General features: G+C 43.8%; 17 protein-coding genes. 4 read left to right on the top strand and 13 right to left on the bottom strand.

The window, feature by feature from the left end; translation table 11 throughout:
• Window positions 1-738: 738 nt before the first annotated feature.
• From A8C56_RS01220 to A8C56_RS01160, 12 genes are all read right to left on the bottom strand, one after another.
• Window positions 739-1,935, bottom strand: coding sequence for a glycoside hydrolase family 76 protein (locus A8C56_RS01220; RefSeq protein ID WP_067750988.1), 1,197 nt, complete (start codon window positions 1,933-1,935; stop codon window positions 739-741).
• A 118-nt stretch (window positions 1,936-2,053) separates the two neighbouring features.
• Complete coding sequence (locus tag A8C56_RS01215; protein WP_067750985.1) at window positions 2,054-3,187, bottom strand: SusE domain-containing protein; 1,134 nt, start codon at window positions 3,185-3,187, stop codon at window positions 2,054-2,056.
• Window positions 3,188-3,236: 49 nt separating this feature from the next.
• A complete protein-coding gene (locus A8C56_RS01210) occupies window positions 3,237-4,892 on the bottom strand; it encodes a RagB/SusD family nutrient uptake outer membrane protein (RefSeq protein WP_179946955.1) in 1,656 nt (551 codons plus the stop codon).
• Window positions 4,893-5,020: 128 nt separating this feature from the next.
• Entirely contained in the window at window positions 5,021-8,398 is a 3,378-nt protein-coding gene (locus A8C56_RS01205; protein ID WP_157097831.1) for a TonB-dependent receptor, read from the bottom strand.
• A gap of 139 nt (window positions 8,399-8,537) precedes the next feature.
• Entirely contained in the window at window positions 8,538-9,608 is a 1,071-nt protein-coding gene (locus tag A8C56_RS01200; protein WP_067750982.1) for a FecR family protein, read from the bottom strand.
• 67 nt (window positions 9,609-9,675) lie between these two features.
• On the bottom strand, window positions 9,676-10,260 hold the full coding sequence (locus A8C56_RS01195; protein WP_067750980.1) for an RNA polymerase sigma-70 factor: 585 nt from the start codon (window positions 10,258-10,260) through the stop codon (window positions 9,676-9,678).
• 207 nt (window positions 10,261-10,467) lie between these two features.
• Entirely contained in the window at window positions 10,468-12,738 is a 2,271-nt protein-coding gene (locus A8C56_RS01190; RefSeq protein ID WP_067750978.1) for a S9 family peptidase, read from the bottom strand.
• Window positions 12,739-12,939: 201 nt separating this feature from the next.
• Window positions 12,940-14,412 carry a glycine--tRNA ligase gene (locus A8C56_RS01185; RefSeq protein ID WP_067750975.1) on the bottom strand — a complete coding sequence of 491 codons (1,473 nt, stop codon included), beginning with the start codon at window positions 14,410-14,412 and terminating at the stop codon, window positions 12,940-12,942.
• Between the two features lie 1,640 nt (window positions 14,413-16,052).
• Window positions 16,053-16,586, bottom strand: a complete 534-nt coding sequence (locus tag A8C56_RS01175) for a rod shape-determining protein MreD (protein WP_067750970.1) — start codon at window positions 16,584-16,586, stop codon at window positions 16,053-16,055.
• The gene (gene mreC, locus A8C56_RS01170) at window positions 16,583-17,458 is read right to left on the bottom strand and encodes a rod shape-determining protein MreC (protein ID WP_084489904.1); all 876 of its coding nucleotides are present in this window, start codon (window positions 17,456-17,458) and stop codon (window positions 16,583-16,585) included. Before mreC ends, A8C56_RS01175 begins: the two co-directional genes overlap by 4 nt.
• A gap of 56 nt (window positions 17,459-17,514) precedes the next feature.
• On the bottom strand, window positions 17,515-18,540 hold the full coding sequence (locus tag A8C56_RS01165) for a rod shape-determining protein (protein WP_067750967.1): 1,026 nt from the start codon (window positions 18,538-18,540) through the stop codon (window positions 17,515-17,517).
• Complete coding sequence (locus A8C56_RS01160) at window positions 18,507-18,695, bottom strand: hypothetical protein (protein ID WP_067750964.1); 189 nt, start codon at window positions 18,693-18,695, stop codon at window positions 18,507-18,509. The genes A8C56_RS01165 and A8C56_RS01160 overlap by 34 nt, the downstream gene beginning before the upstream one ends.
• Before the next feature lie 322 nt (window positions 18,696-19,017).
• Between A8C56_RS01160 and A8C56_RS01150 the strand changes: the two genes are divergently transcribed.
• The 4 genes from A8C56_RS01150 (at window position 19,018) to A8C56_RS01135 (ending at window position 21,894) form a co-directional block, all read left to right on the top strand.
• Window positions 19,018-19,980 (top strand): transketolase family protein, encoded by a 963-nt coding sequence (locus A8C56_RS01150; RefSeq protein ID WP_067750959.1) that lies wholly within the window; start codon window positions 19,018-19,020, stop codon window positions 19,978-19,980.
• Between the two features lie 239 nt (window positions 19,981-20,219).
• Window positions 20,220-20,771, top strand: a complete 552-nt coding sequence (locus A8C56_RS01145; protein WP_067750957.1) for an RNA polymerase sigma factor — start codon at window positions 20,220-20,222, stop codon at window positions 20,769-20,771.
• A 36-nt stretch (window positions 20,772-20,807) separates the two neighbouring features.
• Window positions 20,808-21,392 (top strand): hypothetical protein, encoded by a 585-nt coding sequence (locus A8C56_RS01140; RefSeq protein WP_067750954.1) that lies wholly within the window; start codon window positions 20,808-20,810, stop codon window positions 21,390-21,392.
• Window positions 21,393-21,507: 115 nt separating this feature from the next.
• Window positions 21,508-21,894: a hypothetical protein gene (locus A8C56_RS01135; RefSeq protein ID WP_067750951.1), complete on the top strand. Its 387-nt coding sequence runs from the start codon at window positions 21,508-21,510 to the stop codon at window positions 21,892-21,894.
• A 142-nt stretch (window positions 21,895-22,036) separates the two neighbouring features.
• On the opposite strand, the gene A8C56_RS01130 is transcribed toward A8C56_RS01135, so the two are convergent.
• On the bottom strand, window positions 22,037-22,786 hold the full coding sequence (locus tag A8C56_RS01130; protein ID WP_067750949.1) for an MBL fold metallo-hydrolase: 750 nt from the start codon (window positions 22,784-22,786) through the stop codon (window positions 22,037-22,039).
• Between the last annotated feature and the right edge of the window lie 105 nt (window positions 22,787-22,891).

The raw sequence follows: 22,891 nt of genomic DNA, 5'->3' as shown, positions 1-22,891 counted from the left end.
CAATAAACAGGATTAAGTTCTTTAAAACAACAGGCTCCTTCCAATCGTCATCCGAGTGAAGCACAGCGAAACCGAGGATTTCTAACTTTGCAGAGATTGCTCCGCTCATTCCACTCCATTCGGTCAGATCCGATCATCCGGATGACGCTTCTCTGTATATCCATTTCAAACAGATTACAGCACCTGTCATGAACAGGCAACCATAAAAGCATTGCAGTTATGCTCTGTGAAATGACAAATAAGCCGGACGTTATCAAAAGCAAATGTCATGGTGAGCCTTACATACCTTCACCTGGTGCCATTTAATTTAAATGGTATTAAATGATCATTCAATTAAAATGGTATAACACGGAAGTGACATTTTAATCAGACCGAAAAAGTTTCCCGGAAATGCAACGCTTTTTTGTTGGTGTATAATAAATTTCACTGGCGTATAATATCAGCTGAAAGAATTGTTCTAATTATAAAGGGGTTTGACCAAAAAGTCTGTCGATTATAGAGTGTCGTTCTGTCCGCCGGTTGGCGGATCAGCATCTTTGACAACCAGATGCCATTTTAGATGCTGAAATAGTCCCGAATCTACCGGAACAGCAAGACAAAAGGGACTTTTTGGTCACCCCGGAGAATTGGTTGAGCTTATGACCTGTAAGATGTTTTATGAATGCATTATTACTGATCATACAAACATGCATAATAACTGACCGGCTTTTTATATACAGGATCTTAACCAGGCAATTTTTATTTCAAGTACCCCTTTTTCTGTAACAAAGCCATCGCTTCAATTGTGGTTGCCGCACTTATGGCAGACCGAAGGTCACCCCAGGTTTCAGCATCTCCGGGATTCTTCCACCAGGTATAGCTGAATTTTATGTCGGGGGTTTTCTGTGTACCTTCTATCCAAAGATATTCTGCATTGTTCTTCAGGAAAGCAATATAACGTTCCCGGTCTTCATCGGGCAGATCCGGATGCTGGATCAGGATGGTAAAATAACGGACAAATATCCCTTTGAAGAGATTCACATCATTTCCGCCACCATTGCCCGATTGCTCGCCAAAGTCTCTCATTACTCCATAAGCTTTATCGATGTTGTGCGTAATATGGTAATTGGTAATCCTTACAGCATCATCAAAATAGGTTTTATCCTTTGTGATGTCATACAATTCCAGTGCTGCCCCCAGGTAAGTACCCACATCATAGGAATAATCACTATTGGTGTTGTTAATATTCTCAAAGATCCTGCCGGAAGACAATATAGTGCGATTGTATTTCATCCAGTCATAGATCCGTTTGGCCCATTCCAGGTTGTTCAGACCGCCATTTATTTCATCCGGGTACATCTTATATCGTCTTGCGGCTATGATCGCCGCCGGGCCATTGGCGGGTATGCCTTTGCCTTCGCCCAGATCGTCCGATTCTTTACGCCATTTGATACCGCCGCCATCATAATCTGTCCAGCCTTCAGTAATCCACCTCCATAAATCTTTTGATGATTGTGCATAACGCTGATCACCCGTGGCCTCCAGCGCTCTCATGTGCGCTAATCCATGCCAGCCCATATCATCATAATAATCATTTTCCCAGTTATCACTGTACCAGTTCTTTTTCCGGACACCCTCATAAAAATCATAAATAGCCTGTTTGAATTTATTGTCTTTTGTTCTGAGGTAGGCATCCACCAGCACATCCAGCCCATGCGCTTCCGGCCAGTAATCGTTCCACTGTATTTCACCATTATATGTATTATTGAACACATGGTAGGTGGTATTCCAGTACCTGTTGACAAAGGAATTCGTGCTACTGTCCACTGCTGCTGTCCAGTCTACCTGGTAAAAACCGGCAGGCTCTGTTTCATTGCCCGTGTAAACATCATTATATTTCTGGCAGGACGCAAGCGTTAGCAGGATAAGGCTATAGATTATAGCAAGCTTTTTCATCTGTTTGTTTTTAATTTTTTTTAATAGTCAGATGAATGCTCCGGTAGTTTTATGACCGACAGGAGCATTTTCTAATAGTAGTTTAAGCAAGGGGCAATGGTTATTGCCCCTTGCATTCTTAATTCACCTTTACAGTATGGGTATACGGAGCGCCGCCCTTCATAGTTAAGGTAATGGTAGAATTGGCACCATCTACCTCGGTTGCAAATTTCCATTTATCATCCCACTGAGAGTTCTGATCGAGCAACCTGACATAGTAATAGGAAGCGGGAGACCCTGCATCCGGGCGGCTATCGGTCGAATTGACGGTTCCTAACTGCTTTGTTCCAGCGGACGTTTCCATCTGGAATTTATAACGCTCATCCCTGCCCCAGCTTTCTTGCTTGAAATTAATGATCCCTGTTCCGGACCAAACGCCTAATCCCTGGTAATCCAGATCCAGGATGACTTTATTTTCAGGGCAGAAGAATACACCCATCTTTGTTATTTTAGTCATTGTGGTTCCCTTATTCGTAAAATCAATCGTGATCCTGTAAACCGCGGTTTCTGTAACACTGGATGTTTCATTATTGTCAGCATCGGCCAGTTTTCCGGAAGGGTTGATATAATATACTTCAGGCGTTCCGGTGGTACGATCTACAAATTTGTACCCACCCTGTGATTTGAGTTGTGTATATATTTCAAATTTTCCTTCCCCGGTCTTTTGCATCAGTATTGCCTTGGAAAGATCATCGCCTGTTTCCGACGCTTCACCGGTAAGATATACATTATCCGGGATCACTTCAAAGCCCTCCAGACGTTTTACCGTAAGCTTGTTTTTCTGGGGGCAAACAGCGGAACTTAATCCCCGCCATGAAGCCACGGACCAGTAAACAGTTCCTGTTTCCCCGGTAGGAATACCAGCTGCTGCACAGGCCCTGTTAATATCAAGATGCGAGATGTTTGCATACAACTCTTTCCCCGTATTATCAGATGTGATCCTGTATACAGGATTGGTTGTATCTGATTCTTTGTAAAAGACCACTTCGTAAGCAACCAACTGACCATCCTGTGCATGGCTTGGAGCCCATTGAAATAATAAACGGGCATCCGGTTGCGTGCTCAAAGTAACCTGTTGGTTTTCCAAAGGTGCATATAGCTCATCAACCGGGCTCACTTTCGGATCCTTATATTCCATGTCATTCTTTTTACATCCTGCTACAAGAGCGAGGAAAGTAAATACAACAAGAATTCTGGCTATTATCGTTTTCATACTATTTTATTAAAAATTAATTAGTTGTTTAATACATAAAAGAGCGCTGTTAATAACCGGGGTTATTTGGTTTCAGGTTCTGGTTAAGATCCATCTGATCCAGCGGAACAGACCACAGATAATCGCGGTTATTATTAAACGTGTATTGGTTAACGCGGATATAGCCACCGTCTGTGGCTCCGGCTGAGCCGGCAAATCTGAAGCCATGGATGGCACCGTTCAGCACCTGCTGGCCAGTTTTCCATCGCTTGATATCATACCAGCGTAAACCTTCCAGCGCCAGCTCAACCCTCCGTTCATTCCGGATCTCATCCCGGAGCTCTGCCTGGGATTTTGCAGCAGGATAATCTAAAGCCGCAGCTACTTTAAAACCGGCTCTTTCCCGGATGGGCCTTATGGTAGCATTCCATTCCTGCTGTGCTATTTTTCCCAGTTCATTACAGGCTTCAGCATACATCAGCAATACATCCGCATAGCGGAACATGATAATATTCAAACCCGACTGATTATTGCTGCTCATCGTCCAGTCATAATATTTACGAACATAGTAGCCTGTTTTTGTTTGCCGGTCTACCGGGCTTTTATAAGAGTCATCCGTTTTGGTGCCAATAGCCGTTCGGATAGTATCTACTGAACCATCTTTATTCAGCCATTTATAATTATCATACACAACGGTAGCTGACAGGCGGGGGTCCCTGTTTACATAGGGATCATTTTCATTATAAGCAGGATCCTTGTCAGCCCCTTTCACGGGCAGGCCATTCATGGTCATATAGCAATCTACCAGTTCCTGCGTGGGATTGTCTGCTGATATTTCCGCCCTTTTGGATATAGGCGCCATCTGGCTCATGTTGCTCCAGGTTTTCAGATCGGGCACATAGGTAATGTCCAGAATTACCTCATTATTATATTCATATTCCGGTGTAAAAAGCCTGAAGTAGCTTTCCTCTTTCTTGGCAGGATACTCAAACAACTGATACATTCCATATTTATCCTGTTCATTGATAAGATGCCCGGCATATTCTTTTACCTTCTGATAATTATTTTCATACAAATAAGCCCTTGCCTGGAAAGCGCAGGCGGCGCCAATGGTAATACGGCCTTTTTCGTCAGGGACCAGGTTTTCAGTTTTAGGAAGATGCCCTCCGTTCATGATATCATCCAGTTCTGAATGAATAAACGAGAGTACCTCACTTTTGGGAGTACGTTTTACCTTGTAGGCATCATCCAGTGAAATCTCTGTAGTGAAGAACGGAATATCACCATAATAATTAACAAGGCGGAAATAGATGTACGCTCTTATAAAGCGGATCTCATCGATCATCCTGTTTTTGAGCTCCTCCGGCATCCCCGGTATCCGGTCCACATTCGCCAGGAAAACCAGGCAGGTCTTAATACCACCATAGGCATCTTTCCACTCACTTGCGAACAGATTTAACGCGGCCGTAGCTTCTCCTCTCCGGATCGAATTGGGGTCGCTTGTTCCATAGGTATGCACCATATTATCGCCCAAAAACTCGTCCCGCCACATAATACCGGCATTGTACATCTGGTTATAGGCCATATTTAAAACCAGTTCTGCCTTATCTGTACTTGTCCAGTAATTGGCCTCCGTAAATTTACTAATCGGTGCTATATCTAATTTCTGGCAGGAATAAAGCTGCATTGCTGCTATTATAACAGCTACGATATATAATTTTTTCATCCGTATATTTTTTTTGTTTGCCGCTGCGCGATGATTCTTTTGGCAGAATAAAACTCCGCGCATATATTCTCTTATTTGAGCCCCGAAGGCTTTCGGGCTTATAATGCTTCGTTTCATTTTCATACCTTTTAAAAATCTATATTGATGCCACCGCCATAAAATTTAAGCGTAGGATAATTCCTGCCGCTGTTTCCTCCATTGGCTTTTAACATATTATCAAACTCTGTGGATTCCGGGTCTATGAAAGAATTCTTTGAAAATGTAAAAGGGTTCTGGGCATTCAGGTAAGCGCGTACTTTACCCAGTCCCCATCTGCTAACCAGTTTATTGGGAAGCGTGTACCCCAGCTGAATATTCTTTACACGGATATATTTAGCATCCAGCAGGTAGAGGTCAGAGGCATGTCCCCAGTTATTGGCAAAAGAAGCAGAGTTATCAGTAGTCAGCCGTGGAAACTTTGCATCCGTGTTGGTCACCGTCCATGTATCCAGCTCATGCTTAAAAATTACGGGGTACCAGGCGCCATTATGAAAAGGAGTATAGATATCGCCTCTGAGTGATTGCAGCCTTTTACCAACCCCCTGTATCAGCAGTGCCAGATCAAAACCTTTATAATTGACATTATAAGTGAATCCGAAATTATAATGGGGGAACCCGTCACCTAAATAAAAACGGTCATCATCATCAATGATACCATCGTTATTACGGTCTACATATTTCACGTCACCCGGCTGGGGAGCCGCGCCAACGGGAACCGCTGACTTTGCTATTTCATCATAGCTCTGGAACAGACCATCTGTTTTCAGGCCGTAATAAGCCCCTAACGGCAGGCCGTTGCGACGGATAAATCCTATATTGTCCACTGTTCTGATCTCCGGGTTGCCCAGATCAACCGCTTTGTTCTGCGTATTGCCAATGTTGAACGAAAAACTGTGATTTACGTCGCCTGTTCTGAGGTTATAGCCAATGTTCACTTCCCAGCCCCTGTTTTGCATGGAACCGATGTTTACGTCACCCAATGTTGTTCCCAGCACGGTTGGTGTTATAGGAACGAGCAGGATGTTCGTTGTTTTATTAAAGAAGAAATCCAGGCTGGCCGTTAATTTATTTTTAAGAAAAGACAGATCGGCTCCGATGTTTTTGGTGTTTACTTTTTCCCATTTTAAGTCCGGGCTACCTATCTGAAATCCGGTGCCGGAAGCGATCTTGTTATTAAAACCGGCAATATTGGAATAAACTGTGTACGTGGTAAAATACTGGTAGTCGTCTATTTCCTGATTTCCCAGAATACCCCAGGAGCCCCGCAGCTTCAGATCTCCTATATTGTCCTTGTAGGCACTCATAAACGATTCCTGAGAAAGCGTCCATCCCAGGGAAACGGAAGGAAAAGTGCCCCAGCGGTTCTCTTTTGGAAAACGGCTGGATCCATCAGCACGGATGGTAAATTCTGCCGAATACCTGTTGTCATAACTGTAATTTGCACGTCCAAAAACAGACTGGATCACCCGTTTCAGCGTGTTGTTGACTTCTGTACGGGTGTCATCAAAGGTCGTTTCTCCTGAAATGGGGATACCCAGATCCGGATCCGTAAATTTTGTTTTTGCATCAATACCCCTGTTGTTCAGCACTTCCTGGGAAACACCTCCCATGGCGCTTATTGCATGTTTACCGATTTGCTTGTTATAATCCAGCAAAACCTGCGCATTGATAAAAACATTTTTGGATGTATAGTTTTCCGTTTCCCGGTTGGTACCGTTCATTACAGGTTCTGTACTTTCCGGGCTATTATAAACAGGATATTCAAACCGGCGGATAAACCTCCAGTCGGATGTAAGATCATAGCCAAATACACCTCTCAGTTTTAAATCGTTGGTCACCTTAAAATCGAGCGATGTTCCAATATTGACCCAATCATTGTTATGCTTGTTATATCCTGCCAGTTCCAGCTGGGCCGCCACATTGGTGCCCACAGAGCTGTTAATATACCTGCCATCTGCTGTTTTGGGGGCATTATAATAATATTTGGGCGTACGGCTGGCGTCTGCTATTTTAAAATCCTGGTTCGCTTCGTCGCCTTTTATGTCATTTCGCACATAACCCATTACCACATTTACCTTCAGCCGTTTATATTCGGTAGTAAATTTGGTGCGCAGGTTATACCGTTGTATTCCATATCCGGGGCCAATAAAATTGCTTCCCTGGCTGAAATAGCCACCGGAAACCATATAAGTGCTGTTGGCGGCACCACCGGAAATATTTACATCATAGGATTGCTGGGGTGCATCTTTAAAAATATAGTCCATCATCCATTCAGCATCTCCATGATTCTTCAGATCCTGTATCTGTTCCGGCGTATAAGCAGGGTTGTTCCCTCCGTTGGCCAATGCCACATTCAGCAGTGTGGCATTCTGCCAGCCGTCTACCGGCTCATATAAAATATCCGGTGTCTGAACCCCATAAGACGCACCCAGCCGGACCCTGGGCTTTGAATTTTTAGCGCCCTGCTTGGTGGTAATTAAAATAACACCGCTTGCAGAACGGGAGCCATAAATGGCTGCGGTACCGGCATCTTTCAGGATAGAAATATTATCCACATCGTTAGGGTTTAGCTTATTCATATTCCCTACATCTGAGATCATCCCGTCAATAACTACCAATGGCGAAGCGTTGGTGAAAGTATTAATACCGCGAATATTAATATTGATCGTGTTATTATTGGGATCCATACTTTTTTGCTGGATCAGGAGGCTTGGAGCCGCCCCCTGGAGCGCCTGTGTCAGGTTCCCGACCGGGCGGTTTTCAATATTTTTGGAAGAGATCTGGTCTACAGCTCCTGTAATCCGTTTTCGCGTGGTGGTTCCATAACCAATCACAATCACGTCTTCTAATTTCTGATCTGAAGCCATTAACAGGATATCGCCGAGCTCTTCGCCCGTTACCAGTACTTCCCTTGTTTCATAGCCTATTGCCGAGATGACCAATACAGCTGTATTGCTATTGAGCGCCAGGCTAAAAGAACCGTCGGGCCCGGACACCGTTCCATTGCTGGTGCCTTTTTCAAGGATACTTGCGCCCGCCAAGGGGTGCCCCAATGAATCCAGCACCTTGCCTTTTACAGTTAGCAACGACCTTTTTCTTCCTGCAGGTACAATAACCAGCAGGTCTTTTCTCATTTTTTTATAGGTAAAGCGGGTATTGATCAGTAACTGGTGCATTACATCATCAATAGAAGCATTATTTACATTCAGGTTTACTTTCTGATTTATAAGTGCCACGCTATCGTTATACACAAAACGGTAGCTGTAATCGGCTTCTATTTTCTTCAGGGCGGCAGACAGGGATGTATTTTCTAAATGCAAACTGACCTGTTCCTGTGTAATACCTGTATAAGCTATCGCCTGAAATGCTGTAAGGAATAAAAAAATGACTGACAATTTCATTAGCAGCAGAAATTTAATGATCCAATACCTTCCCAGGCCCATGGCAAGGCAATCCGATTTTTTCATATTTTCGTTGTGATTTAAATGTGATGGAATATTGCAATACTGCAATTATTTCTGTCTGTTATCCGGCGAAAAATGTGGCAGCATTTTTCGCCTTCTGTTTTTTTACGGGTTCATATGCTTGTTTTACGGGTTAATAAATCTATTTTACAATCGTTACGGTGTTCCCTGAAATTTTATAGCTGAAGTCCAATACCAGCTTAAAAGATTCCAGCACTTCCGTCAGGCTTTCATTTTCATAAATACCACTTATTTTCCTGTTCAGCAGGGAAGTATCCTTTATCTGGATCGTTACGCCATACCATCTTTCGAGTTCGGGAATAATATCTTCCAGTCTCGACTGGTCAAATACCAGCCGGTTCTTGGTCCACTGGGTTTCTTTAACGGTAGAGTCGCTCCCCATTGCTTTAATGGTCATAATCGCTATATCAGGCAAAGCATTCCTGCTTTTATCCGCTGCGGTATCATCCGCGTTGAAATTCCGGACGATCACCTTTTCATTGGGCTTCAGTACCAGTATTTTCCGGTCGCCTTTTTTCTTTAAAGTAACTTCTACAGAGCCCCGCAGCAAAGTGGCCTGCATGTTCTCTTCATTCTTATAGGCTCTCACATTAAAAACCGTTCCCAGCACCTTAATATTCATTAAAGAAGTATGCACGATAAAAGGATGCGCTGCATCTTTTACCACGTCAAAATAGGCTTCTCCTTCCAATGTTACTTCACGCGTATTGTTGCCAAAAGACTGGTCATAAAACAACCGGGTGTCTGCATTCAGCAGTACCCGGGTTCCGTCAGGAAGTTCTACCGTTGATTTAGAGCCCGGTTTGGTAGCCAGCACATTTTTTGGAACTGATGCCTCATTTTTACGGCTATAAAAAAAATACCAGGCGGTACCAGCCAGTAAAACAAGAAGAGCGGCAACAGAGATATAAAGAGTAATTGTACGCAGAAGGCTCTTTTTTTGTAGAGGTTCCTGCCCCTGCTTCTCTTTAAAAATCTTCTGGTTAAGCCGAGTAACTCTTTCATCCAGCATCTGTTTGGTGTACACATGATCAAAATGCAGGCTTCCCTTCAGAAAATCATCCATCAGGGCCACCAGCTCTTTATCATCAGGATTCTTTTCCAGGTATTCCGCCAATTCCCTTGCTTCAGGAAGTGTAAGCATTCCGGAAACTTTTTTGGCAAGCAATTCTGTAAGCCTTTCTTTATTCATTTAAACTGACCTGTACGTATATGTCAGTTTTTCCAGGCTTTTACCCCTAAAAACAGTGAAATTTTTTTTAAGCTTTCTTTTTGCTAAAACGTTTTTTCAATCCGGGCAAAAAAAGCTCCAGTGTGTCCTGAATTTTACGAATGGCAATAATCATTTGGTTTTCAACCGTCTTAACGGAGAGCTGTAGCAATTGTGCCACTTCCTGGTACTTCATGCCTTCTTCCTTTACCAGCCTGAAAATTAACCGGCATCTGGGAGGAAGCTGATTGATGGCCTGGAGGATCTCATTCATATTTTCATTGCTTATCAGATCCGTCTCGGGGCCTTTATAGGTGTCATCCAGCCAGAAATCATCCCCCGGTATTTCTTCAAAAGTTTTCTTTTTTGCCTTTAAGGCATTTATAGCGGCATACTTGCAGGCAGTATACATATAATGCGAAAAATTATTAATAGAGACCATTGTGTTCCTGTTTTCCCATAATTTCAGGAACACATCTTCCACGATTTCCTCCGCCAACTGGCGGTCTTTCAAAATACCTGCCGCAAATGACACCAGGCCGGGATAATAAAATGTAAACAGCTCTTCAAAAGCAGACTGGTCATTATTTTCAGCAATCGAACAAACAAGATATTTCTTACGGCTCTCAGTCATTGTAGCGGTGAAAATACAAAGAATCTTTTAATACCGGTAGCATATTCCTTTTTCAATACCACAGATACACGAACCCCGTTTTGCAGGGTCTATTTATCAAATTTACACGGCTGCTTTTGTTTTTGACCGGTGATAAATCCGGTATTTTTTAAAATACGCAGCAAAAAAATACGGGTGTTGCCACCCGTACCTTGTTTCTTTTTTACCTTATTTTAAATACCCTGCCAAAAAGCCCAGCATTGTTTTATAAAATTCAATACGGTTCTCTTCTCTTTGAAATCCGTGGCCTTCATTGTACTTAACGATATACGGCACATCAAACCCTTTGGCACGCAGCGCCTTTACGATTTGGTCAGATTCGTTGATATTTACCCTGGGATCGTTTGCCCCCTGCACAACCAGTAAGGGTTTTTTGATCTTATCCAGCTGATAAAATGGAGATACCTCTTTCGCGATCTTTGCTTCTTCCGGGTTGTCCAGGTCGTACCAGATCTGCTTTACCATTTCCTTATAGGGTTTCCAGTATTCAGGGAACGAGGCAAAGAAGGTTTCAATATTAGACACACCTACATAATCCACACCACAGGTATAGAGGTCCGGTGTTTTTACCAGGCCCATTAATGTTGCATACCCACCATGGCTTCCGCCGTAGATCGCTTTTTTACCGGCATCTGCCCAGCCTTTGTCAATTGCATATTGCACACCATCTTCAATATCATCCATCAGCTTCCGCCCGATCTGCTTGAATCCTGCCCTTAAAAATTCTTTACCGTAACCACCGCTGATCCGGAAGTTCACCTGCAACGTGGCATACCCCCTGCTGGCAAAAAGCTGCGTTTCCGGGTTAAAACCCCAGCTATCCCGGATGCCCTGCGGCCCTCCATGCGGATTCACCACCAAAGGTACTTTTTTACCTTCCAGGGCTGCTTTGGGCAGGGTGATATACCCGTGAATGGTTTTGCCATCGCGGCTTTTAAAGGTAATGGGTTGCATGACAGCCATGTCTGTTTCTTTCAGTTGCGGCATCAGATCGTACAGGAAAGTGATTTTGCCGGTTGCAGCATCATAAATGTAATATTTGCCCACCAGGCGATCGCTGGTCACGTATACCAGGTATTTACTTTCATCATCTGTTTTTCCGGCTATGCCAAACTGGTAAGCGCTGAACTCTTTTTTAAGATTGTTGTATATCTTTTTAAATGTTTCGCTGACAGGGATCACTTCTTCTTTCTCTCCTTCATAAGCATAATAATCCACTTCATAATTCCGCTTGCGCGAAAGGCCGATACTGCTTACATCAAAATCTTTATTGGAAAAAATTTCCTTTACCTTCTCCTTCTTTTTAAAATCATACAGGATAATACGGGCCTTATCAGAATCCAGGTTGGTCAAAACATAGGCCTCATCAGGGTTGGCCGGGTTGTAACTAAAGGAAAGGATGTTGAAATTATCGTCCCAGTTAGTGGTAAAATACAACGAATAATTACTTGCTCCGGAAGGCTTGTAAAAATATTGTGATTTTATGCCCTGGTACATTTTTGAAAAGCCGCGCAGGTTGCCGTCTTTGTCAAAATCATAACCGGCTATAGGATTTGTTACATCCTTATTTTCATATAACTTTTCCATCTGGCCGGTAACCACATTTACCTTATAAGGCTCAAAGATCTGCTTATTGTCCTTATTCATGGTAATAATGATGTAGTTCTTCTGATCTTTCAGGATCCGCTCTATACTTGCCTGCACTCCGTCAAACGGGGTCAGGTCCAGCACATTGCTGCCATCCACGCCGGCGGCATAAATATGAAAATTTTCATTTCCTCCCTTATCCATTACATATACCAGGCGCTCATCATTGATCCAGCCATAACCTTTTATCAGCTCCTCCTTCTCTTCAATGGCCCTGGTTATTTTTCCGGTAGCGATCTCTTTTACATATACATGGCGTTTACCATCATCTTCTTTTTCCATATAAGAAAGGAATTTGCCACCGGGTGACAATTGAAATTGCGAGGATTTGGGCCGTGCAAAATAGTCTTCCACCCTGTACTGGTAATTGCCTTTGTCCTGTTCAATAATTTTTTGCAGTTCAGTTGCTCCTGAAGGAAGCGTGGTATCTCCCGGCTTTGTAATAACGGTTTTGGTCAATACCAGCGGAAGCTGCATGCCTCCCTGGTGAAACTCACCGGTGATCGTATTATTATTGAGCGTACCCTTGTAACTGATACCAGCTGCCTTTATACCCAGCCCTAAGGTGTTCTCTGCAAAATGGACGCTATCCACCGGGATGCCGGAAGCGCCCTGGTCCGGGCTGTCCATCGTGGCCGTTAAGCCATTATTATCATTTTTTAGATGAAAGATCAACGCGATCTTTGTCCCCTGTACATCAAGGGCTCCCTTCCAGGCTCCTGTAATATCCTGCGCATTTATTAAAGTCATGCTGAATACTGAAATAATTAAAGTGAGTAAATAGCTTCTCATAATTTGTTAATTTGTTAGAATAAATGTTTTTTCATTGCTGTCCGGGAACTTATCTATTGTTTCTCCGGACCCTTTCCACCTCATCCAAAAGGATAAGGAGCCTGAGGCTGATCAGCTTTTATGATCAAATATAAAATAAATACGGCCCTTTGGAAAACAGTCATCGGCAAGGGCCTTTTATCTGTATGGCTTTACGTCCTTTTATTTTATAGCTTTCCCAACGAGCTCCCCGATCCGGTCAATCGGAATGCGCTCCTGCTCCATACTGTCGCGATGGCGGATGGTAACCGTATTGTCTTCTTTGGTCTGGTGGTCTACTGTTACACAGAAAGGTACCCCCAGCGCATCCATGCGGCGGTAGCGTTTGCCAATGGTATCTTTTTCTTCATAGAAGCATTTAAAATCTGCCCGGTACCGGGCCATAATTTCCTGTGCAATTTCCGGCAGCCCGTCTTTTTTGGTCAGCGGGAAAACGGCCAGTTTTATCGGCGCTAATTTTGCCGGGAATTTTAATACCACGCGGCTGTCTTCTTTTCCGTCAGCGCTCAGATCCTCTTCCGTATAAGCCGCGCAGACCATGGAAAGGAACATCCGGTCCAGACCAATAGAGGTTTCGATCACATAAGGAATATAGTTACCGATCGGTTTTCCGGTTTCCGGGTTGATGTCATTATCGAAATACTGCATTTTCTTCCTGCTGTACTCCTGGTGGTTCCTCAGGTCAAAATCCGTACGGCTGTGGATGCCCTCCAGCTCTTTAAAGCCCATGGGAAAATTGTATTCAATATCACAGGCGGCATCGGCATAGTGGGCCAGCTTTACGTGATCATGAAAGCGGTACTCGGTTTGGGGAACACCCAGCTCCAGGTGCCATTTCAGGCGCTCCTGCTTCCAGTATTCATACCATTCCTTTTGTGTGCCGGGTTTGATGAAGAACTGCATTTCCATCTGTTCAAACTCCCGCATGCGGAAAATGAACTGGCGGGCAACGATCTCGTTCCGGAAGGCTTTACCGATCTGCGCAATCCCGAATGGTATTTTCATACGACCGGTTTTCTGCACATTCAGGAAATTGACAAAGATCCCCTGCGCTGTTTCCGGGCGCAGGTATACTTTATTGTTCTCTTCTTCAGAAGAAACGGTAGAGCCGAATTCTGTGGAGAACATCAGGTTGAACTGGCGGATGTCCGTCCAGTTGGCAGTGCCGCTTACCGGGCATTTGATCCTGTTCTCATCAATGATCTTTTTCAGTGCCTCCAGGTCGCCCGCAGCATCTGCTTTTTCCATTGCACCAATAATAGCGGCGGCTTCTTCTTCTTTTCCTTCTGCTTTGAGCTGGTCTGTATGGGATTCTATAAGATGATCTACACGATAACGCTTTTTGCTATCCTTGTTGTCGATCATCGGGTCATTAAACCCATCTACATGCCCGCTGGCCTTCCAGGTGGTGGGGTGCATAAAAATGGCGGCATCAATACCTACAATATTATCCTGCAGCTGCGTCATGGATTTCCACCAATAATCCTTGATATTCTTTTTTAATTCCGCTCCCCACTGGCCATAATCATACACGGCCTGCAAACCATCGTAGATCTCGCTGCTGGGGAAAATAAATCCATACTCTTTACAATGCGATATGATCGCCTGAAATTTATTCGTATCTGTAGTTGCCATAGGGCGCAAATTTAGGCTGAAAAATTCACAGAATTGAGAATTGAGCGTTGAGAGTTGAGAATCCGGTTGCCTAACTTATACGATTTACTTAAATAACCGGATAGGATCAACCAGCTTTAGCCCCCCCGGCTATCCGGGGTACATACATCTTACCAAAGACCGGTGTCTGCCACCAGCTTTAAACACCATTAGAATACAGGTGGCCCAAGTCAATGATGCGATGACATATTTTATTTGCTCTTTCAAATTGAAAGAGTTTCTAAATATAGGTCTATATCAGCTTAATGATAGTAATTCAACAGCTGAGCGTTTCACTGAAAGCGAAACATACCACTATGTGCTGAAGCCGATAGAAGTGCCCCCCGGAATCCTGCTATAACCGATTTCAGGAGTCTTTTTTGCCCCGATAGCGATCGGGATTTTTGGACAAGCAAAAAGGTACAAATAAAATACCAGGGAGCTTTAAATAAGGTATACAATTGAACGGGAAAAGAATATTACAAATCAGTTACTTACAAATGCATCATTGGCAGCACAGCGAAGTCGAAAGGTCTCAGAGTTGAAGAGATGCTTCGGCTACGCTGCCAATGACAGATGATTGTTTTGAAAATCAATCCTTCTTATTGTCATGCCGTTCCGATAGTTCGGAATTGTTTCGGCATCTATCTATCGTTCCCCTGGACCCTGAACAGGAGTAGACCCTGAAATACCTCGAACATTCGGGGCAGGGTGACCATAAGCGTATTTGTCATCCTCTCATCCGAACTTTCGGATGATTAGGCCCCCTATAAAAAACTCAGCATGACGAAAGTATAATTGATCCTCAATGCATAATACCATCTGTCATTGGCACTCGATTACTATCAGGAGAAGTGAAGCAAAATGCCGGCCGGCCAGTAGCTACGCTATACACACAAATTTTTTCTTCTATTAACCAGGTTCGTACAGTAATTCTGATTGTGAGTTTGTCTTTATTGAGTTGCGGAGTTATTGAGATAAGGACAGACCTTTCAACTCTTCTATTTTCTTTTAGGGGTGGCCAAAAAGTCTGTTTATAGTGGATTGTCGTTCTGAACTTGTTTCAGAATCTATTGACAATCAGACGCCATTTTAGATGCTGAAATAAATTCAGCATGACAAAAGGGACTTTTTGGTCACCCCTCCAACCGACCAAAGGGAGTTCATAAGCGCCAAAAACAATAATAAATGATGCGCATAAAAGGCTTAGCCAAAAGAACGCTCCGCCTTTTGGCCTCCCGCGCACATGAAGATTCCAATCGAAAAGCAACCCCAAAATACTAATGAAATAGCAGGCTGTAGATTCCACTGCCTGCTGTTGTACAGGTCACTAATGTGCTGCTTTTTTACAGGCATGGCCCGTTAAACGATAAGCATCCGTTGTATAAAAAAGAGGCACTGCGAAGTCGGCTGGATACAGTAGTTGCAGTTGCGTTCCGGAATTGAAAAACAAGAAAAAAGCAAAACCTAATAATTAGAACCTCTTATAGCTGTTAGCAAAAGATATGTATACCGGGTAGTCGTCCGGTCAGGCGGGCGTTTCGCTCAAATCTGACTATCGGATGACGACTTTTGACAGCCTCATAGCCTGCCACGTTAATTTAGCAAATACAGCTGATCGATTAGGCCGTATTGGTACGATAGCGTTGCTTGCGGAAGAAAATGAGCTCTGTAATCAGGATCAGCAACATGCTGACCGCAGTGGTCACCAGCGTTTTTAGCAGGAAATGAATAAAGGAACCGAAAGACAGCCACTCCAGCAACTGCAGGTAAAAATTATGGGCAAAGGACAACATTAACGCATACAGGCTGTAAGCCGTCCACCCCATTGATTTGGGAGAGGGTTCCTGGTAAGTATATTCCGTTGCGTCTTTGGGGGCAAATAAGTGAATAATGAAGGGTCTCAGGAAAGCCACCAATACCGCCGCTGCCGCATGCAATCCCGGGGTCATGGTAAAATAATCAACCGTCATGCCCAGCAAAAATCCAAGCAGCAGCAACCAGCCTCTTTTTATGGTAAAAGGCAGCCAGAGTATAAACAAAAAATAAATATAGGGGGTGATCAGTTCATGCAGGTGCGGCATTACATTGAACACGTATACCTGTACAAAAACAAATAATACGAACCGGATACTATTTTTTACTAAGTCACTCACTTGTTTTCAGATTTCGCCTCTACTTTTTTAATGGTTTCATCATTTAACCGCTGCTGTTCGGCGTAATTCATATTCTCAACAATAAACACCTGTTGCAGGCTGCCAAAATTAGCTGTTGGCTTTACCCTAAGAATAAAGAAATTGGTAGCCTCATCCTTAATAACTTTGGAAACCGTGCCTACCATTTTCCCCGGGGGAAAACTGAGGGAATAGTTGCCTGTAAGGATGGTATCGCCTACATGCACAGAGTCTGTTTTGGGGATCCCGTTCAGCGTAAGTTCTGTGGGGCTTTGACCATTCCAGGAAATAATGCCTGAATTCCCTGTTTTTTTCAGTTGCACACTCAGCCTGAACATAACATGCAGCATCGTCATCACCTCGCTGAAATCCTTACCGGTATTGACCACTTTCCCAACCAGGCCTCCGTTAGAGCTGAAAACGCCCATATCATCACTGATACCGGAATTACTGCCCCTGTTGATCTGTAAATAATTCCGTTCGCCGTTAACCGTGGCATACAGCACCTGTGCTGTTCGCCAGGTATAGGCCCTTTTTTTACCGGTGGTATCAATAGTAGCCGTATCATGCACCAGTATGGCGTTGCTGTCTATTGATACAAAGTTTTCATTCAGCAGGTTCATTAATGAATCATTCATCTGGTGCACCCGCTTGTTTTCCGCCTGCATGCGGAAAAAGTCTTCCAGAGAATTGTATTTTGAATTAAAGTAACTGGTAATACGCCCTGCGGCATTCAATCCCTTTACCCGGTGGATGCGGTTATAGGTAAACAGGTTGTATAAGCATATCCCCTGTAAGATGAGAAAGCCTATAAAAACCGAGAACCGCCTGATGAACAAAAAAATGTTACGCACCGGGTGTTAAAAATTTACTGCCTGCTTTGCCTCTGCAAAACAGGACGTTTGATGGATTAACGCATTACAAAAGGATAGCGATCGTAATTTTTCAATGCGATTCCTGTTCCTCTTACAACGCTTTTCAACGGATCATCTGCGATGTGCACCGGCAGCTTGATCTTCTGGCTGAGCCTTTTATCAAGCCCGCGCAACAATGCCCCGCCGCCTGTAAGATACAAACCTCTGCGATAAATATCACCTGCTAATTCAGGCGGTGTTTGTTCCAGAGCCTTAAGAATGGCTTCTTCTATTTTGAAAATGCTTTTATCAAGGGCTTCGGCTATCTCCTGGTAGCTTACCATTATCTGTTTGGGGATACCGGTCACCAGGTCGCGCCCGTTAACAGGAATGTCATCCGGCGGATTATCCAGGTCCTTCATGGCAGCTCCTACCTGGATCTTGATCTGCTCGGCAGTGCGCTCCCCGATCAATAGGCTATGGTAACGACGCAGGGCTTCCATAATATCCGCGGTAAATTCATCTCCGGCAATGCGGATGCTCTGGTCGCAAACGATACCGGCAAGGGCGATTACCGTAATACCGGTGGTACCACCGCCAATATCAATGATCATATTGCCCACGGGCTCCTCCACATCGATCCCGATACCCAAAGCAGCTGCCATGGGCTCATGGATCAGATAAACCTCCTTTGCACCAGCCTGCTCTGCGCTATCCCTTACCGCTCTTTTTTCTACCTCTGTAATGGAAGATGGGATACAGATCATCATCCTCCAGCTGGGCGGAAATAAAGGCTTTTTGGGATATACCAGTTTTATTAATTCCCTGATCATCAGTTCAGCGGCATTAAAATCGGCAATAACGCCGTCTTTTAAAGGCCGTACCGTACGGATGCTTTCATGCGTTTTTTCGTGCATCATCAGCGCCCGTTTTCCAACTGCCAGCACCTCTTTAGGGTTGTTACGGTTCAGAGCAACGATACTTGGCTCATTTACAGCCACCTCGTCATTATGTATAATAAGGGTATTTGCCGTACCCAGATCCATTGCTATTTCTTGTGTAAACCAGTTAAAAAGTCCCATTCTTTATAAATAAATTGCTTATGCTTTTCGTGAGGAGCAAAGGTGAAGTAAATAATCCAAATTAACAAAGTAAAACTACCGTCAGGCGCAGGAATTTTAGGCCACCGCAACAGATTGGCAAAACCGGGATCAAACGGGCCTGTTCTATATTTCATATTATACAATATTTTAACTCAACTAAACCGGCTCCAAACTGGTACCCGCCGGAAAGATCCCGTTTTATTGGCATTCTGGTACTAAAGCCCCGGCATCTCAGTTTCTTTTTTCAATGTGCTGTTTACCAATGCAGGAAATATACACAAAAGTAATAGCAGGTGCTGTTTTAAAAGTACCAATCGGCATTATTGTGTTCATATACACAACCTCTTTCCGGAGCAAACCGGTGGTTAAAAATTTCACAGGCTCCTGCCGCAGCCCTGAAAACTTATGTTGAATTCTTTGCGATAAATAGTACATTTGTAACCTCAAAAAGAAACTATGGCTTTAAAGGATATTCAATCTACAGGTAAAAAAGATACCCGCAGCGGGTTTGGAGATGGTATTGTGGAGGCGGCGCGCAGTAATGATAAAATTGTTGCCCTTTCAGCAGACCTATTAGGCTCAATGAAGCTGAACCAGTTTATAAAAGAATTTCCTGAGCGTTTTATACAATGTGGTATTGCAGAAGCCAATATGATGGGCATTGCCGCTGGTTTAACCATTGGCGGCCATATTCCTTTTACCACCACTTTTGCCAATTTCAGCACCGGGCGCGTGTATGACCAGATCCGCCAGTCTATTGCCTATAGCGGTAAAAATGTAAAAATATGCGCTTCCCATGCCGGCGTAACGCTGGGGGAAGACGGGGCTACCCACCAGATACTGGAAGATATTGGTATGATGAAAATGCTGCCGGGCATGTCTGTTGTGGTTCCCTGCGATTATAACCAGACAAAAGCAGCCACCCAAACCATTGCCGGCATTGAAGGCCCTGTTTACCTGCGTTTTGGACGCCCTTCCTGGCCCATTTTTACAAAAGAGGCTGATTTTGTGTTTGGCAAAGCCCAAAAATTTTCCGAAGGAACGGATGTGACCATCTTTGCCTGCGGGCACCTGGTCTGGAACGCCATCCAGGCTGGTATTCAACTGGAAGAAAAAGGGCTGAGCGTTGAAGTGATCAATATACATACGATAAAGCCACTGGATGAAGAAGCGGTACTGGCTTCTATCAAAAAAACAAAATGCGCTGTTACGGCAGAGGAGCACAATATTTATGGCGGAATGGGCGACGCTGTTGCTCAATGCGCCGCTAAACATTTTCCCATTCCTATTGAATATGTAGGCACGCTGGATACGTTTGGCGAAAGCGGCACCCCGGATGAACTGCTGAAAAAATATCACCTGGATGTGCCGGATATTGTAGCTGCTGCCGAAAAGGTGCTTGCCCGCAAAAACGGATAGCCCTCAATAAAAGAACTGAAAGAGGCTGTATCAAAAGTCGTCATTTCGAGTGAAACGTAGTGTAGCCGAGAAATCTCAGATATTTTGTATTGATTAAGAGATATCTCCGTTCCGCTTCGCCTCACTTGATATGACGATTTCTTTCTTTTGGGACAACTTCATTTTTTGCACGGAATTATTTCATTTACCTCCATTAAACCTTTTATTATCTTCCCGGTCAAAGAAATGCCGGCGCCCGAATGGAACAGGTTGAGAACGATGAAACTTTAGTGGCTCTTTTTCGTAACCCCGCTACGAAGGAGGCTGCGTTTACCGCTATTGTAAACAAATACCGGGAACGCCTGTACTGGCATATACGGCGGTTAGTGATTGTTCATGAAGATACGGACGATATCCTGCAGAATGTATTTATAAAGAGCTGGAAAGGGCTGGACCGTTTCCGGGAGGATAGCAGCCTGTATACCTGGCTGTACCGCATCAGCACCAATGAAAGCCTTAGTTTTCTTCAAAACCTGAAAAAGAGAAGGGCTATTAATGCCGCACCTACGGATTATGACCTGACCTCGCGGATAAAGGCTGATCCGCAGTTTAACGCCCGTAAGATCGAATGGAAATTACAATTGGCCATACAGCAATTGCCGGAACAGCAACGGCTTATTTTCAACCTGAGGTATTTTGATGAAATGCCTTACCAGAAAATGAGCGAATTGCTGGGAGTTACCGAAGGCGCTTTAAAAGCCAGCTACCACCATGCAGCCAAAAAGGTAGAAAATTATTTATTGAATGATTAAACAAATTACTCAAAAAAATGTCTGACTAAATAGAAAATGGAAGATAAAGAAGAAATATTGCCCATTTTAAGCGGACTAAAAAAGCACCACCGCACTGTACTGAACGCAGTTTTTAGCGTCCCCGACACCTATTTTGACAGTTTTTCAAAAAAGCTGCTGCAAAAGATCCGGCATATGGAGCCGGCAGAAGAGGAACAGCCGCCCTTTCCGGTGCTTGACAGCATTTCAAAACAAATGCCTTTTACGGTACCGGATTCCTATTTTGAAGCCCCTGTCAGCTACCAACCGAAACCCGCACCTGTTATTTCTTTCAGAAAAGGAGTTTCCATCGCGGCAAGTTTTATAATCATTGCTACTGCAAGTATCTTTCTGGTTACAAAAAAAGCTACCGATGACAGGCTGTACCCATCTTCTGCTGCAAGCATTAACAAACTGAGCAATGAGCAGATGGAGCGGTTTATAGGAGGCAATAATGCCGCCGACGGTTCTTCTTATAAAGAGCAGGCAGAAGGCAACACCGTTGATGCCGCATCACTTTTAAAAGATGTGTCCAGCGATGACTTAAATAATTTTCTGAATGAAACTGCGGATACGGGCGAGGACCTGCTGGTTAACCAGTAAACCAATGGTATAAGTTCCGTTATGCAAAAGCAACCAGGCTGTGCCTGCGCCTGTACAGGCTTCACTGAACTATTGAACCGCTCTGCTTTAATAACACAAACAAAACAATATACGGATGAAACTGATCTTTATTTTTTTTATACCCTTCCTTCTTTTTTGCCGGCCACTAAACGCCCAGCAACCGTCCGGCAGCAGCCCGCAGCCAAAGGTTGTAGATGCTTTCCTTGATTTTCTTACAGAAAAGATCCATCTGACCCCAACCGAACGTAACCAGATGCGACCGCTGATCGTGGGCTATTTTTCAGAAACAAGGCGGATTAACAAAACCATCACGGATCCCCTGCAAAGGGAACAGGAGCGCGCTGCCCTTAAGATCAGTTACCGGAAATCTTTTACTCCCATACTGGGCAACCAACGGGCCACACGTTTTTTTACTGAAGAACAGCTGTTCCGGAGAAAAATAAGAGAAGTATTAAAAGGCCGGAATGTTAAGAAAAACTAAATATTTGTTAAAACCAATGTTTAAACAAATATTTCAAAAAAAATATTTGTTTCATTCAAAAAACTGTGCTTATATTTGCGCTGGTGTTTTTCATAGGTTAGCAACGGCCAGCTCTTTTTAGGGCAGGCCTTTTTTTATGCCTTTAACTGTTCTCATTTCCCGGTATGGCTACCGGTTTTTGCGTATCATGATAAAAAAGGAATTTCCAGCCTTCTTTTTTGCCCTGTTCCCACCATTTTGTACGTAATTCCATTGCTTTCTTTCCATCATAGTCATATTTAGCGGCAAAGCGATGTTTCATTTGCTGGAACTGGGGCGCATCATCCGCCCCAAAGAAAAGGATCTCATTGGCTTCTTCTATCCAAAAAACCTGATGGTATTTTGAATGGGCCCCCGTAACCTCGTAGCGGATATAGTCATTGATGACTCCGGTATCCTTTTTTAACAAAGCAGCCTGCCCTTCCAGCACTGCCGCAACTTTTGAAATATCATAGGAAGGAGCGCCCCGTTCTTTTGCATACGCCACTTCCCGCTCCTGTATGTAATAGGTGGCATTTTCAAAAGTAGGCTTACCCGTTGCCGGGTTTACCATACCCCCGGTATGATCTTTATGCAAATGGCTCATTAAGACTTTTGTAACATCCCCGCTCCGGATACCGTTCTCAGCCAGGTGCTTTACAAGCTGCATCTGGCTGCCCGTATGATGGTTAAACCCCAAACCCGTATCCAGCAACAAAACATCTTTTGAGGTTATGACCAGAAAGGGCTGTATTTCTACCAGCAGGCTGCCCTGTGCCCTTTGGGTCATTTCATCTTCCGATAAACGAAACGGAATAAATTTTTTTGTACTGTCAACAGTAAAGCTCCCTTCTGATAATGGTATAATTTTCATTCTTATAATTTAAACCTGCAAAATTATAAGAAATAAATCCGTTGTAATAAAGTACAGGTATCAGAGAAGCATACCATTTTTTGCAGTTCGTAAAATACGAATGCT

It is taken from the genome of Niabella ginsenosidivorans (genome assembly GCF_001654455.1).
Classification (GTDB): Bacteria; Bacteroidota; Bacteroidia; order Chitinophagales; family Chitinophagaceae; genus Niabella; species Niabella ginsenosidivorans.
This window is presented reverse-complemented; position numbering and strand designations above follow the sequence as displayed.